Annotated in this window: 13 protein-coding genes; 9 read left to right on the top strand and 4 right to left on the bottom strand. The window is 68.4% G+C overall.

Annotated elements, in window-relative coordinates:
• Nucleotides 1-471 precede the first annotated feature (471 nt).
• From D7X74_RS43850 to D7X74_RS00305, 4 genes are all read left to right on the top strand, one after another.
• Nucleotides 472-735, top strand: a complete 264-nt coding sequence (locus tag D7X74_RS43850) for a hypothetical protein (protein ID WP_233601907.1) — start codon at nucleotides 472-474, stop codon at nucleotides 733-735.
• A gap of 214 nt (nucleotides 736-949) precedes the next feature.
• Nucleotides 950-1168: a hypothetical protein gene (locus tag D7X74_RS00315; protein ID WP_120530880.1), complete on the top strand. Its 219-nt coding sequence runs from the start codon at nucleotides 950-952 to the stop codon at nucleotides 1166-1168.
• Between the two features lie 205 nt (nucleotides 1169-1373).
• On the top strand, nucleotides 1374-1916 hold the full coding sequence (locus tag D7X74_RS00310; RefSeq protein ID WP_233595204.1) for a biotin transporter BioY: 543 nt from the start codon (nucleotides 1374-1376) through the stop codon (nucleotides 1914-1916).
• Nucleotides 1917-2196: 280 nt separating this feature from the next.
• Entirely contained in the window at nucleotides 2197-2853 is a 657-nt protein-coding gene (locus D7X74_RS00305) for a hypothetical protein (protein WP_120530878.1), read from the top strand.
• 36 nt (nucleotides 2854-2889) lie between these two features.
• Here the strand turns inward: D7X74_RS00305 and D7X74_RS00300 are convergent, their stop codons facing one another.
• Nucleotides 2890-3639 carry an SDR family oxidoreductase gene (locus D7X74_RS00300; protein WP_120530877.1) on the bottom strand — a complete coding sequence of 250 codons (750 nt, stop codon included), beginning with the start codon at nucleotides 3637-3639 and terminating at the stop codon, nucleotides 2890-2892.
• 52 nt (nucleotides 3640-3691) lie between these two features.
• Here D7X74_RS00300 and D7X74_RS00295 point away from each other — a divergent pair, with 52 nt between their 5' ends.
• From D7X74_RS00295 to D7X74_RS00285, 3 genes are all read left to right on the top strand, one after another.
• On the top strand, nucleotides 3692-4699 hold the full coding sequence (locus tag D7X74_RS00295; protein ID WP_120530876.1) for a GlxA family transcriptional regulator: 1008 nt from the start codon (nucleotides 3692-3694) through the stop codon (nucleotides 4697-4699).
• A gap of 160 nt (nucleotides 4700-4859) precedes the next feature.
• Entirely contained in the window at nucleotides 4860-5795 is a 936-nt protein-coding gene (locus D7X74_RS00290) for a bestrophin family protein (RefSeq protein ID WP_120530875.1), read from the top strand.
• 102 nt (nucleotides 5796-5897) lie between these two features.
• Nucleotides 5898-6923, top strand: coding sequence for a helix-turn-helix domain-containing protein (locus D7X74_RS00285; RefSeq protein ID WP_158620233.1), 1026 nt, complete (start codon nucleotides 5898-5900; stop codon nucleotides 6921-6923).
• 238 nt (nucleotides 6924-7161) lie between these two features.
• On the opposite strand, the gene D7X74_RS00280 is transcribed toward D7X74_RS00285, so the two are convergent.
• On the bottom strand, nucleotides 7162-7974 hold the full coding sequence (locus D7X74_RS00280) for an oxidoreductase (RefSeq protein WP_120530873.1): 813 nt from the start codon (nucleotides 7972-7974) through the stop codon (nucleotides 7162-7164).
• 120 nt (nucleotides 7975-8094) lie between these two features.
• Here D7X74_RS00280 and D7X74_RS00275 point away from each other — a divergent pair, with 120 nt between their 5' ends.
• Nucleotides 8095-8982 (top strand): LysR family transcriptional regulator, encoded by an 888-nt coding sequence (locus D7X74_RS00275; RefSeq protein WP_120530872.1) that lies wholly within the window; start codon nucleotides 8095-8097, stop codon nucleotides 8980-8982.
• 82 nt (nucleotides 8983-9064) lie between these two features.
• Here D7X74_RS00275 and D7X74_RS00270 read toward each other — a convergent pair whose 3' ends face one another.
• Both D7X74_RS00270 and catB read right to left on the bottom strand, forming a co-directional pair.
• Entirely contained in the window at nucleotides 9065-12238 is a 3174-nt protein-coding gene (locus D7X74_RS00270) for a kelch repeat-containing protein (protein WP_120530871.1), read from the bottom strand.
• Between the two features lie 74 nt (nucleotides 12239-12312).
• Nucleotides 12313-12951: a type B chloramphenicol O-acetyltransferase gene (gene catB, locus D7X74_RS00265; RefSeq protein WP_120530870.1), complete on the bottom strand. Its 639-nt coding sequence runs from the start codon at nucleotides 12949-12951 to the stop codon at nucleotides 12313-12315.
• Between the two features lie 89 nt (nucleotides 12952-13040).
• Here catB and D7X74_RS00260 point away from each other — a divergent pair, with 89 nt between their 5' ends.
• The gene (locus tag D7X74_RS00260) at nucleotides 13041-14753 is read left to right on the top strand and encodes a phosphatidylinositol-specific phospholipase C domain-containing protein (RefSeq protein ID WP_120530869.1); all 1713 of its coding nucleotides are present in this window, start codon (nucleotides 13041-13043) and stop codon (nucleotides 14751-14753) included.
• The last annotated feature ends 111 nt before the right edge of the window (nucleotides 14754-14864 follow it).

Genomic DNA, 14864 nt, shown 5'->3' with positions numbered 1-14864 from the left:
CACAACCCTTGCGCTCACCCTCGTCGGGTGCGGCTCAGCCACCGTCGGAGCCGTTGGCAATCTCGCCACCGCGAAGTGGGTGAGCCCGCCCTTCCCCCGTCCGGAGGGTGGTCAGTTGCGGACGACCATCTATTACGGGCCATGGCACTGCAGCGCCGCCTTCATGTCCCGGTGCGAGGCAAGGTGCGCAGCGCAAGGGCATGCGCTCATGGGCTGCATCTGGCTGGCCGATTTCAAGGGCGACTGGCAGGGACGCTTCCTGCTGCGCCCGGTGGGAAGTGGCTGACTCCGGGCCCTTCTCGCCCGTACTCGGACTGAGGACGGCGCGATGACTACGCACATGCCCCGGCTGCTTGCGGAAATCACCCAACACCACTTCCCGAATCCACCTGCGACGGCGCAGCCCTCTTTCGGCCCTGGCCGGATACCAACTTCTGGATCCTCCCGCTGGCTGAGATTCGCCGCGCACGCGTGGCCATCCAGGGACGCGATCAGGACGCGAACGGCCCGGCGTCCTGGTACGCGCTCGTCGACCTCCAGGACACGGACTTCGTCCTGGTTGACGTGGGGCAACAGGAGAACGCCCGCTACACACTGCGCGACGGCTACCACGGAACGTTCCCGGATCCCGTCCACTCCCGGGTCATTGCGCGGTCCTTTGGAGAGTTCTTGGAGAAGGCTTTGGCCAGCGAAGACGACTTCTTCTGGCTGAGCAGCGCCCCGTCCGAGGGTTGAGCCGTGTGTTGCTCCACGCTGTGCGGGTGGAAGCGATCGATCCGGAAGATCGGGTAGTCGCGTCCGTAACCGATGGCATCCGTCCCTTGATCCTCGGGAAGCTGCGCGGACCGGCGGAGGCCCAGCGCCCCCAGGGCCGCGTCATAGAAGGCAGCGGAACGGGTGACGTCCGCGACTCCAATCCCTCTCGCGGGAGTGGAGCCGCCCCGTCCAGGTGTGGCCCATCCTCTCCGCCGAGTGCGACTACTCCGGGAAGTGGTTCTCCGAGAACCGCGCCTCCGACGCGCTCGAACTCGCGGAGACGACCGTGCTCGACGCCTTCCGCGCCGACGACCGGCCCTCCCGCAACGGCCTGCGCATCGCGGGGTTCGCCTACTTCGCCCGGACCGATCTCGTCACCGCGCTCGGCGCGGCGGCGTGCGGCGCGCCCTGAAGCCACGAGCACGGGCCTCCGGCGCTTCACGGCGATGACACGTCCCGGGCGCCGGCATCCTTGCACCGGCGCCCGTCCTCACCGAGCATCGAGCCGTGTCTCCACGCCCCTCCCCGTCGTCACTCCGCTCGCACGCCTCGCTGGTGGGTTCGCATTGAGCCCGGGCGCCAGTCCTCCACTTCATCGCGTCCTGGCCGATGTCTTCGTGCTCACGCGCGCGCAGGAGGTTGCGCTCGTCCTCGGCGCGGCGCTCTGCACCGCGTTGCTCGCGCAGGTCGCCCTCACGGTGCCAGGTTCACCGGTGCCCATCACGGGACAGACGCTCGCGGTGGTCCTCACGGCCGCCGCGCTCGGACCCAGGCGCGGCATGGCCGGGCAGCTCGCGTATCTCCTGCTGGGGGCCGTGGGACTGCCGTTCTTCGCCAAGGCGGCCAGCGGCTGGGGACAGCTTGTCGGACCGACCGGCGGCTACCTGGTGGGCTTCCTCCCCGCGGCCTTCCTCGTGGGCCTCGCGGCGCGCCACGGCTACGACAGGCGACCGTGGACGGCGGTGCCCCTCTTCATCGCGGGCCAGCTCGTCATCCTGGCCGTCGGCGTGTCCTGGCTTTGCGTGGCGGCCTCCCTCGACTTCGCCACGGCCCTCCAGAAGGGCTTTGTTCCCTTCATTCCAGGCGGATTGCTCAAGGCCGCCATCGCCGGACTGCTCATGTTCCTCGCCTGGCGGTTCGTACGGGCTCGCGCGTCGTGATGCGGAGCGCGGGCTCCAACTCCCGCCCACCGGGGTCAGACTCCCTCCTTCGCTCGAAGCGCTCGTTCGACATCGGGGAGGAACGGGCTGCCTCCCTGCTTCGCATGATCCAGCGCCTTGTCGCGGTCGAGCATTCCATCAGGGCTCCCGTCCTTCCTCTACGCGGCAGCGCCCGAGAGGGGCAGCGGCCTGGGCGGCGGCTCAGCGACGTCCCGGAGGGCCGGCGGGAGATGCGCCGTGTGCTGGTAGGCTGCGGCGGCACCTTGCGAAGAGGAACCCCGTGTCGACCCCGCACCTGCGCTCCCACATCCGCCGCGTCGGCAACCGCTTCATCGTCCTGGGTGGGGCCTTCGTGCTCATCGGAGCGCTGCTGCTCTGGCGGGTCTCGAGTGTGCTCGGCGGCGCCCTGAGAGGTGGAGTCCTCCTGTTCGGGATGACGGGCTCCGTGGGGGCCTTCGGACTCGTGGGGCTCGCGCTCGGGCTCGTCTGGCGCCTCAAGCCCGAACTGCACCCGAACCTGCGCTGGCTGCATCGGGGCGGCCCCGGGACTCTCGACGAGGCCGAGCGGGAGCTGGCCGCCGCCATGCCCGCGGCGCGTGCCTGGGGCCTCATCATGGCGCCGAACTTCGCCTTCACCCTGCTGCCGCTGACCTTTCAGGCCCGGCGGCTGCAGTCGCTGGCATGGGTGCACGGCGCCGAGGAGGAGGTTCGCCACAACGGGGTGCTCATCCAGACGAACCACCTCGTCAAGCTGCGCTTCACGGACCAGCCCTCGCTCTCGGTCGCCTTCCGTGACCCGCCGGCGCGCAACGTGTTCCTCGACAGCGTGCGCGAGCGCTGGCCGCACGTCGTGGTGGGCTACGACGCCGCCCTCGAGAAGCTGTGGCGGACCGACAAGGCCCGCTTCACAGCAACGACGTCCGGTCGCGCGTCCTGATCCGGAGCGCGGGCCCGAACTTCCAACGAGGCGCGGCTACGACACGGAAGCGCGGAGCCACGCGTCGAACCGCGTCGTCCCGAGGCGCGGTTTGCCGCTCGGCGTGAGCGCCGTGTCGTCCAGTTCCACGCCGAAGTAGTGAGCACGCGCGTCGGCGATGACCTGGCGACCGTCCCGCTTCGCGCGCAGGTAACGCTGGACGACATCGACCAGCCGAACGCGCTCCGGCCCGGCCACTTCGACGATTCCCTGCACGGGCGCGCCCAGCGCCGCATCCGCCACCGCGTCCGCCACGTCGTCCGACGCGATGGGCTGCATCAGCGCCGTGGACAGGCGCACCGTCTCCCCTTGCGTCCCCGCCTGCGCGATGCCGCCCATGAACTCGAAGAACTGCGTCGCGCGCACGAGGGTGTACGGAGTCCTGCCGGCCTTGATGAGGTTCTCCTGGGCCATCTTGCCGCGGAAGTAGCCGCTGCCCAGAAGCCGCTCGGTGCCGACCACGGACAACGCGACGTGGTGCTTCACGCCGGCCTTCTCTTCCGCCGCCAGGAGATTGCGCCCCGACGTCTCGAAGAACTCCATCACGGCCCTGTCCTCGAACGACGGTGAGTTGGCCACGTCCACCACCACCTGCGCGCCCGCGAGCGCCTCCGCCAGCCCCTCGCCCGTCAGGGTGTTGACGCCCGTGCTGGGGGCCGCCGCCACCACCTCATGGCCCTGCTCGCGAAGCCGCTTCGCCAGCTTCGTTCCAATGAGGCCCGTGCCGCCGATGACCACGATTTTCATGTTTGCCTTTCAGTTGACGGTGGAAACGTACGGATGAAAGGCTCTGGCAGCCATGCCAACCAACCCTGGTTTTCTGCCAAACCCCTACGGGCCGCGCACCGTGCTCTTCGTCGCCTTTCCGGACATGGGGCTCCTGGACCTGACAGGGCCACAGACGGTGTTCTGGGCCGCGACGAAGGCGCTGGCCGAGCGCGGAGAGCCCGGGTACGTCCGCCACACCGTGAGCCTGGACGGCGGGCTGGTGCAGACGGCCGAAGGCGTCGCGTTGCACACCGTGCCGCTCGCCGGCTTCACGGACGTCCCCGTGGACACGGTCGTCGTTCCTGGCTCACCGGACATCGAGCAGGTGCTGGCCCGCTCCGAGCCCCTGATTGAATGGCTTCGGCGCAAGGCGGAAGCGACGCGCCGTACCGCCTCGGTCTGCAGCGGCACCTTCCTGCTGGCCCAAGCCGGGCTGCTTCACGACAAGCGCGCGGCCACGCATTGGGCCCTGTGCGATCTGCTGCGCGAGCGCTTCCCGTCCATCCAGCTCGACCGGGACGCGCTCTTCGTCCGGGAAGGCCGGGTGTGGACCTCCGCCGGAGTCACCGCGGGCATCGACCTGGCCCTCGCCCTGGTGGAGGCGGACCATGGACGTGACATCTCCATGAAGGTGGCCCGGGAGCTGGTCGTCTTCCTGAAGCGTCCGGGCGGTCAATCCCAGTTCAGCGAGCTGTTGCAATCACAGACCCAGGACAGCGCCGACTTCGATGAGCTGCACCTGTGGATCACGGACCACCTGGGCAGTGACGATCTCACCGTCGAAACGCTGGCGGACCGAGCCCGCATGAGCCCGCGCAACTTCGCGCGCGTCTACAAGCAGAAGACGGGCCGCACCCCGGCGAAGGCGGTGGAGGTCATGCGGCTGGAGGCGGCCCGGCGGATGCTGGAGGATTCCAAGCGCAACGTCGACCAGGTCGCCCGGATGTGCGGCTTCGGAAGCGAGGAACGGATGCGGGTGACCTTCCAGCGCAACCTCTCCATTTCGCCGAGGGACTACCGGAAGCGGTTCGCGACGTAGACAGAGCCGGGAGCACCTGGGGAAGAGCTGCACGGAGCGCCGCAAGCGTGGGCGAGGGGAACCGGTGAAGTCCTTTCGGGTGCATTCAGCCTCCTGGGGGCAGGCAGTCCAGGGCGGCACGCTTGCGATACACGGGGATTTGAGGCACGAGACACGCCTCGTGATCGTCCGTCCCCGTCCTGGCTTCTTCAAGCTCCTGTTCGTCGTGCGCGGCACCATCCTGCCGCGCGTCCTGCCCCACGTCCTCGGCGTCGCGGCACTCGCCTCGCTCGTCGTCCTGACGCTCAAGCAGGGATACCTGCGGCTCCCCGTCACGTCGCCCGCGCCGCTGTCACTGCTCGGCATCGCGCTCTCCATCTTCCTCGGGTTCCGCAACAACGCCTGTTACGACCGGTGGTGGGAGGGCCGGAAGCAGTGGGGCGCGCTCATCATCGAGGTGAGGGCCTTTACCCACGCGGCCATCGCGCTGCTGGACGACGGGACTGCCGAGCTGCCCGTCGCGGGGCGGCAGGCGGCCCGGAGACTGGTGCACCGCACCATCGCCTTCCCGTACGCACTCGCCGCGCACCTGCGGGGGCAGGATGCCACGGAGGACATCGGACTCTATGTCTCGGAGCCCGAGCGCTCGCGCGTCCTGGCCAGCGGGAACCGCCCGAACGCCCTCCTGCGCGAGCACCAGGTGGAGCTGGCCCGCCTGCTGCGGGAGGGTCGGCTCACCGACATCACCTGGGCTGCCTTGAACGAACGGGTCCACGTCATGATGAGCGTGTTCACCGCCTGCGAGCGCATCCGCCTCACGCCCCTGCCCTTCGCCTACACGGTGCTCCTGCACCGCACCGCCTACCTCTTCTGTCTCCTGCTTCCCTTCGGGCTCGCCGAGTCGATGGGCTGGTTCACCCCGGTGCTGTCGGCGATGATTGCCTACACCTTCTTCGGCCTGGACCTCCTGAGCGAAGAGCTGGAGGAGCCGTTCGGGAACACACCCAACGACCTGCCCCTGCTCGCGATGTCCCGCACGGCGGAGATCAACATGCTGGAGGCGCTGGGCGAGCCCCAGCCCGAGCCGCTGCGCCCCAAGGACTTCATCCTCGGATAGCGGTCGCCGCGCGGACAAACATTCCCGAGTCCATGTGCCTTCCTCGAAGGGATGTCGGACACTCACGGGGTAAGCAGTCATCGCGCCAGCCAGAGGAGTCACGTGAAGAAACCCTGGGAGTGGGCAGAAGAGGACCTCCTTGAACTCATCAACAGCCAGGTCCAGGAGTCGCTGACCCTGGACTACAAAGCATCCAAGGCACTTGACCGCACCGAGAAGGTGAAGGACGAAATCACAAAAGATGTTTCAGCCCTCGCGAATTCAGCGGGCGGAACGCTTGTCTACGGGATTCCCGAGAACAAGCAGACTCGGATGGCGGAGCGAATCGACGAAGGTGTCGACCCCGCGGTGGTGACACGCGAGTGGCTGGATCAGGTCATCAACTCGGGCATCCAGCGGCGCATCGATGGCGTTCGGATCCAACAGATTCCACTGACGAAATCGAGCCCGGGGCGCGTCGCCTATGTGGTCCATGTGCCCCAGAGCGTCCGAGCCCCCCATCAGGCCCGAGACAAGCTCTTCTACAAGCGCTTCGAGTATCAATCGAAGCCCATGGAGGAATACGAAATACGGGACGTGTCCCGACGGCAAGAAGTGCCGGACCTCCGAGTCACCTTTCATCTGTCCCTGTCCGGACACAGCACCCCGAATCGGGACATCCACCCATGGCACATCATTCTTGAGAACAAGTCTTCTGTTCCCTGCCACGAGGCGGTCATCGACCTGCTGTTCGACGGGAACTTCCGGCTTCACGACCGGGGCCCTTTGCACGTCGCTCATCACGAGCTCATCACCAGCGAGAAGGGAACGATTCAGGGCGCGGCCTGCCGCCTTTTCTGGTCGTCGAAGGGAGGGCTCCCAGCGTTCGATGCGTGCCCCGTCGAGGTAGCGGAGCGCCCCATCGTGATCTCCCACAAGCAACTGCTCGACGGTCGATACCTCGTGAAGTGGAAGGTCAGCGCGCCGCGCACCAGCCCCAAGGATGCGTGGACGGCCTACAACCTCTTCCACAAAGGAACGACCACGGAGTTTGGATTCACGGATGAAGACCTGTCCGAGGAACAGGCCTTCGAGTTGCCCGGCGTACGCTGGTCCAAGAATCAATTGATAACAACAGAATGGAAGTGAGTGCCCCGACTGAGCAGCAACTGGCGGACGATGCCCGCCAGGGATCGCTGAGCGATGCCGGGTGGATCCTCCACCTACTGCATCGAGCCACCCGACTGGTATATGGCCGCCCGACAAGCACTCGTGACGACGGTCGCACCGGGGTTGAGTGACTTCGATCTTCCGGATTACGACCAGTCGGTCATTTGCGTCCTACGCTCCGCCCCCAAGCCTCCACCCGTCGTTCCTGAAACCGGACTTACGAAGTGAAGTCCGTGGAGAGGGAGAGCGCGCGGTGGGCGGCCAGCTCCCGAGCGACGAAGGCGTTCTTGTCCTCGATGCCCTTCACCGTGTCGCTGCCCAGGGCGAGGCGCAGCGGGGGCCGCTCCAGCTTCACCAACTCCATCAGCGCGGTGGCGAGCTTCGCCGGGTCTCCCGGCTGCTGGTGGTTGATCTGGGTGGCGCGAGCGCGCGTCGCGCCGGACGTCTCCGCGTAGTCGGGGATGATCTTCGCCGCCCGGGTGAGCGACATCTCATCCAGGAAGTCGGTGCGGAAGTAGCCGGGCTCAACGACCGTGACGTGGATGCCCAACGGGGCGAGCTCCTCATGCAGCGCCTCGCTCAGCCCTTCCACGGCGAACTTCGTGGAGCAGTACACGCCGAACCCCGCCCCCGCGCGGTACCCGCCGACGGACGAGAGGTTGATGACATGCCCGGAGCGCTGCTGGCGCATGACGGGCAGCACGGCGCGGGTGACGGCCAGCAGGCCGAAGACGTTGGTCCGGTAGAGCTTCTCGATCTCCTCGGCGCTCGACTCCTCGACGCCCCCGAGCAGCCCGAAGCCCGCGTTGTTCACGAGCACGTCGATGCGCCCCGCGTCCGCCACGACGCGCCGGGCCTCGGCCTCGTCGGTCACGTCCAGCTTCGCGACGACCAGCCGGGGGTGCGCCTGAAGGGGAATGCTCTGGGGGTTGCGCGCGGTGGCGATGACTCGGTCACCCGCGTCGAGCGCCGCCTGCGCGATGCGAAGTCCAAATCCACGGGATGCTCCAGTGATGAGCCAGGTCTTCATGTGCGTGCTCCTTGGGAGGGGTTCCACACGCATAGAAATAGGCGCTGGCCATCCATGAGGGAATGGATACAGCATGCACAAGACCGTTGAGCCCCGCTCAACAGTGGAGAGGGAGCATCCATGCAGGCCGACGTCCGTGAGCTGACGGTGTTCCTGGAGATCGCCAGGCACCTGAACTTCCGTCGCGCGGCGGGGGCGCTGGGGGTGACGCCCTCGGCGCTGAGCCACAGCCTGAGGGGGCTGGAGGAGAAGCTGGGCCTGCGGCTGGTGCACCGCACCACCCGGAGCGTCGGACTCACAGCGGCCGGAGAGCGGCTCGCCGAGCGGCTCCGCCCCGCGTTCCGGGACATCGACGATGCTCTCGATGACCTGAACGCCTTCCGCGAGGCACCCGTGGGCCGGCTGCGCATCACCGCGGCCCGGGTGGCGACGCGGCTGGGATTGATGCCGGTGCTCGGCCCCTTCATGGCGGCCTACCCGGGCATCGAGGTGGACATCGTCGACAACCCCGCGTTCGTGGACATCGTCAAGGAGGGCTTCGACGCGGGCGTGCGCTTCCGCGAGCGCGTGGCCGCGGACATGGTGGCGATTCCGCTCGGGCCTCCGCTGCGCTCGGCCATCGTCGGCTCGCCGGAGTACTTCGCGAAGCACCCTCTTCCGAAGACCCCGAAGGACCTCGCCACACAGGACTGCATCCAACTGCGGTTCAGCAATGGCTCACGCTACGCCTGGGAGCTGGAGCGCAATGGCCAGGAGCTGGAGGTGGAGACGCGGGGCTCCCTGGCCCTGAGCGATCAGGTGGAGATCCTGGAGGCCGCGCTCGCGGGCCTGGGGCTGGGGTATGTCTTTGAGTCCCAGATCGAGTCCCTGGTGCAGCAGCGGCGGCTGGTCCGCGTCCTGGAGGCCTGGTGCCCGCCCTACCCCGGGTTCTTCCTCTACTACCCGAGCCGCAGGCACCTGCCGCCCGTGCTCAAGGCCTTCGTCGACTTCGTGCGGGCGAGGACCTGAAGCAGCGGGCGGGGGCGCGCCTCCGCATCTGTCGCGGGGCGTCGCATGACCTGCGATGCGACGCCCCTGCGCGGCCCGCGGCTCAGTACAGCTCGGCGGTCGCGAGGTACGGGAGGCTCGTGCCGTTCTCTCCGCCCACCACGAGCACCTGGCCGTTGGAGAGCCGTGTCGCCGTGTGCGCCCGGCGGGCCTGGATGAGCGTGGCTGTGTTCGACCACGCGCCGGAGGCATACACCTCCACGCTGCCGAGGATGGCGGTGGCGCCCGTCCCGCCCGCCACGAGCACCCGGCCATCCTGCAGCGCCGTCGCCGTGAAGCGCGCGCGGGCTTGAATGAGCACCCCCTTGGCCGTCACGGAGGGGGCCTTGAAGAACGGATTGAGCAGCTCGGTCGTGGCGAGGGAGGCGCTGGTGCCCGTCCCACCCGTCACGAGCAGGTTGCCGTCATTGAGCAGTGTCGCGGTGTGGAAGGCACGGGCCTGGGCGAGGGTCAGCGCGCTCACCGCGCTCCAGGTGCCGGTCGTCGGGTTGTATTGCGCGGCCGTGGCGAGGGCCGAGGTGACGGCGGTGGTGCTCTGGCCGCCCACCACCAGGACCTGCCCCGGCGTCATCTGGAACTGCGCGGGCAGCAGCGTCGCCGTGTGGCTGTAGCGGACCGTGGGCAGCGAACCCGTGGCGGTCCAGACGCCCGTCGCCGGATCATACAACTGCGCCGTGGCGAGGGCCGCCGTGCCATAGCCTCCCACCACGAGCACCTTGCCAGTGGGCAGCAGCGTCGCGGTGTGGAAGTACCGGGCCTGGGTCAGCGAGCCCGTGGAGGTCCAGACGCCCGTCGCCGGATCATACAGCTGCGCCGTGGCGAGGGCCGCCGTGCCGATGCCTCCCACCACGAGCACCCTGCCATCCGGCAGCAGCGTCGCGGTGTGGCCGTAGCGGGCCCCGGTGAGCGCGCCCGTGGTCGCCCAGGTGCCGGTGGCCGGGTCATACAGCTCCGCGCTCGCCAGCGCGCCAGCGGCCCCCTGCCCTCCCACCACGAGCACCCGGCCGTCCGGCAGCAGCGTCGCCGTGTGGTAGCGGCGGGCCTGCGCGAGCGGACCGGTCGCCTTCCAGGTTTCGACGGCCGGGTCATGCAGCTCGAAGCCGCGCAGGGTGCCGCTGGGGCCGAGCCCCGCCATGACGAGCACCTTCCCGTCGGGCAGCGCGGTCGCGGTGTGCCAGGCGCGGCTCGTCGTGAGCGGAGCGGAGGTGTGCCAGGCGCCCAGCGTCGGCTCGAAGAGCTCGGTGCTGGAGATGAAGCCGGTGGTGACCTTGCCGCCCGCCATCAGCACCTGGCCATCCGGCAGCAGCGTCGCGGTGTGGCTGGAGCGCCCCACCGCCATCGAACCCGCTGCGGTCCACGCGCCGGTGGCCGGGTCATACAGTTGGGCCGTGGCCAATGCCACGGTGGCGCCATCTCCACCGGCCACGAGCACCTTGCCGTTGTCCAGCAGCGTCGCCGTGTGAGCCGAACGCGCCGTCAGCGCGCCCGTCGCGGTCCAAGCGCCGGTGGCCGGGTCATAGAGCTGGGCGGTGGCCAGTGCCGCGGTGGCGCTCCTGCCGCCCGCGACGAGCACCTTGCCGGTGGGCAGCAGCGTCGCGGTGTGGAGCGAGCGCGCCGCCGCCAGGGAGCCCGTCGTCGTCCAGGTGCCGGTGGCCGGGTCGAACACCTCGCTGGTCGCGAGGGGGGTGCTGGCGCCCAGCCCGCCGGTGACGAGCACCCGGCCATCGGGCAGCAGCGTCGCCGTGTGGACGCGGCGGGCCTGCGCGAGCGAGCCCGTCGTCGTCCAGGTGCCGGTGGCCGGATCCAGCAGTTCGCAGGTGGCGAGCGCGCCGCTGGCGTCCTTTCCGCCGGTGACGAGCACCCTGCCATCCGCCAGCCGCGTGGCCGTGTGGCTGTCGCGGGCCTGGGCCAGCGCGCCGGTGACGGACACGGTGCCCGTGGCGGGGTCCGCCAGTTCGGCGCTGGCGAGGGGACCGGTGGCGCCCAGCCCGCCCACGACGAGCACCCGGCCGTCGTCCAGCGTCGTCGCCGTGTGGAGCTGACGGGCCTCGGCCAGGGTCGGAGTCGGTGCCCACGAGCCCGTGGTCGGGTCGAACACCTCGGAGGTCGCGAGCGCGCCGCTGAGGCCGCGCCCGCCCACCACGAGCACCCGGCCATCGAGCAGCGTCGTCGCCGTGGGGCTGGAACGGACCTGCGAGAGAGCCCCCACCGTGGAGGAACCGGTCGCCGGATCATACACCTGTGCGGTCTTGCTTCCGCCCGCGAGGAGGACCCTGCCCTGGGACAGCAGCGTCGCGGTGTGGAAGGAACGACCCTCCGACATCGAGGCAGTGGCGGCCCAGGTGCCCGTGGCCGGGTTGTACGCCACGGCCGTGGCGAGGCTGACGTTCGCGTTGCTTCCTCCCGTGACAAGCACCCTGCCATCGGACAGCAGCGTCTGTCCGGCATAGGCGCGGTACGCGGGGAGCGCGCCAGTCGCGGCCCAGGTGCCGGTCGCCGGATTGTAGAGCAGGCACGAGGAGTAGTAGGCGCCGGACGCGGCGTGTCCGCCCACGAGGAGCGTCTTGCCAGTGAGCAGCGCCGTCACCTGATGCCTGTAGCGGATGTTCGGCATTGCGCCGGTGGTCGCCCAGGTGCCGGTGGCTGGATCATAAAGCTCAGCGCTGGCGAGGATGTTGGATCCGGTGACGCCGACGCCAAGGCCCCCCGCCACCAACACCTTGCCGTTGCTCAGCAGGGTCGCGGAGTGGAAGTAGCGAGCCACCGCGAGCGCGCCCGTGGTGGACCACGTTCCCGTGGCCGGATCGTACAGCTCCGCGCTGGAGCGGGGACCGAGCTCACCGCCCCCCCGGCCTCCTGTCACGAGCACCCGGCCGTCGGGAAGCAGCGTCGCCGCATGGTTGAAGCGGCCTTCCGCGAGCGAGCCGGTGACGGACCAGGTGCCGGTGGCCGGATCATAAAGCTCCGCGCTGGCGAGGCCGATGTTACCGGAGACAAGTCCTCCCACCACGAGCACCCGGCCATCTGGCAGCAACGTCGCCGTGTGGTCCTCTCGCACCGAGGACAGGTTCGCCGTGGCGGTGAGCGCCGTCGCGGCGCCCTGACCCCATGTCCCCTCCTGCACCAGGTCGGGCCCGCAGGCGGTGAGCGCGAGCATGAGCGCCACGATGAGCGGGGCGGCACGAGAGGAAGCTTCGGGTGATTCGAAGTGGGGCATGGGCTGACGCTTTCGAGATGGACGCGCCGGGGTGGGCTTCACCGGCGCGGTCACGTTAGGTCATCCGGGATGATTCATGGAGTACCGCGGAGGTGGGCCTGCCACCAGCGATGCAGGGACGCGACATCGCCATCGCACAGAAGAGGCATGGCTTCGTGCAATCGCGCGTCGGGCCAATCCCACCAGCTCATCTCCAGCAGCATGGCGATCTGCTCCTCGGAGAAGCGCTTGCGGATGGGCCGGGCCGGGTTGCCCCCGACGATGCTGTAGGGCTCGACATCCCTGGTCACCAGCGCCCGGGTGCCGATGACGGCGCCGTGACCGACGTGGATGCCAGGCATGATGATGGCTTCCGAGCCAATCCAGACATCGTTGCCGATGACCGTGTCTCCCGCCGCCAGGTATCCGTCGCGTGCGCCGGCGAAGTGCGGCACCTCTGACATGTAGAAGAACGGAAAGGTGCTGACCCATTCGTTCCGATGGCCTTGATTCCCAGCCATGATGAAGGCCGCACCCGAGCCGATGGAGCAGAAGCTGCCCACGATCAGCCGGTCCGCACCCTCATGGGGCAGCAGGAAGCGCGCACAGTCATCAAAGCTGTGACCGTGGTAGTAGCCGGAGTAGTAGCTGTGGCGCCCGACGACGATGTTGGGATGGGTGACCTGCCGGTCCAGCGTGATGCCCTTGAAGGGACTCTCGAAGAAATTGGCCATGCGGCCGCCCGACGATCTCTGGCTGGAAACCTGACAGCATAGAGTGCGGTGTCCTTCACCCACGCATCGCCCTCCTCCCCCGAGGCCCCATGTCCCACCGGATGCTCCATGCTCCCTGCCTGCGCGACGCGGCGGCGGTGCTCTTCCTCGCGCTGCTCGCGACCACCCCCGCTGCCGCACGGGGGCGCTACTACAACCACTCCGGTAGCATCGAAACGAGTCATCCGGACTGGTTGAGCTGGATGCCGGGATCCGCGAGCCTCGCCTCCCTGTCGCTGCCGGGCACCCATGACTCCATGGCGTTCACCTCGACGGGCGGCGACCTCACCCAGACGCAATCCCTGAGCCTGAGGGCCCAGTTGGACGCGGGCCTGCGTGCCCTGGACATCCGGTGTCGCCACATTGGCGACCGGTTCGCCATCCACCATGGCGTCGTCTACCTGAACGCCAACTTCGATGACGTGCTGACGACCACCACCCAGTTCCTGCGCGACCATCCCGGCGAAACGATCCTCATGCGGGTGAAGGAGGAGCACACCCCGGAGGGCAACAGCCGCAGCTTCCAACAGACGTTCGAGTGGTATCGCAACCAGCCCGCCTATAGCCCCTATGTCTGGCGAGGCACCCACGTCCCCACGCTCGGGGAGGTGCGCGGCAAGATCGTCGTCCTGGACAACTTCAGCGGTGGCGCCTACGGCGTGAGCTGGGGTTCGCTGGCCCTCCAGGATGACTGGACCGTGTCCACCATCTTCGACATCGACAACAAGTGGGACAAGGTCCGGGACCACCTGGGGAGGACGAACGCGGGGGCCCCTCCCACGCTGTATGTGAACTTCCTCAGTGGCTCCTCCGTGGCGGCCTTTCCCAACGTGGTGGCCGGAGGCGACGGCCTCTCCATCCGGGGCGTCAATGACTACGCCATCGACCACCTGGTGGGAGGCAGCGTCCAGCGCGCGGGGGTCATGATGATGGACTTCCCGGGAGCGGGGCTGATTGACGCCATCCTGGCCCTCAACTACCGGCTGCTGCCTTCCGCCAGCATCCTCCCAGGCGATTTCGGCACTGCGTTCAGGAACATCTCCTACACGCTTGGCGGTGACGCCCAGGCCCGCTGGTATGGCCTCAACGCGTTCCTCCAGAACGCCGCCCCGGGACGGTACTGGCATGCCCTGGCGCTCAAGGGCAGTTGGGCCGGTTGGATGCACACGGATGGAAGCTACGTCCAATCCGACACCATGGATGACTACACGCACCTGGCCTTCACCTCGCGCACGGTGACGAGCGCGGTGAGCAATGGCTTCCTGGGCGGCTTCGTGAACGCCCAGCTCGGCGCGCTGTCAGGAAGCACGAGCGACCGGGCCCTCCAGCTTCATGGTCGGGTGAGCTCCCGCTTCCCCTTCCAGCTCTGGAGCGTGGTGGTGAAGAAGGCGCCCGGCGGACTCAGCAACTGGGCGTATTCGGATTACGGGACGGGCTACAAGGCCTCCCTGGGCGACTACACGTATGCCGTCCAGGCCTACTCCGCCTCGGACGGCGTGTACCTCTACGAGCACGGCCAGTTCGAAGGCAACGTGCTGCGGCTCACCTCCGGCGTCGACTATCTGGGCGACCTGGGCTTCGATGACATCCTGTCCTCCGTCAGGATCCTCGGCCCCTATCGCGCGACCCTCTGCGAACACCCTTCGCGAACGGGCAGGTGCTTCAGCACGACCCAGAGCCTGAGTGACATCAATGCCGCTGCGGGAGGCCCCTGGAACGACCAGATCTCCTCCGCCGGTATCGACTTCGTCGGCCTCCGCTGAGCCCAGGCGAAGAGATTCGCCTTATTCCGGACTGTCCGAATAATATGGACATTCCGGCTTCGGCGCTCGCAATGTCTGCCTGTCGCCGAAGCCGGCGACAGGAGATCGCAC

This window comes from Corallococcus sp. CA047B, from assembly GCF_003612065.1.
GTDB classification, from domain to species: Bacteria; Myxococcota; Myxococcia; order Myxococcales; family Myxococcaceae; genus Corallococcus; species Corallococcus praedator.
The sequence above is the reverse complement of the archived record's forward strand: the minus strand, read 5'-3'. Positions and strand labels throughout refer to the sequence as shown.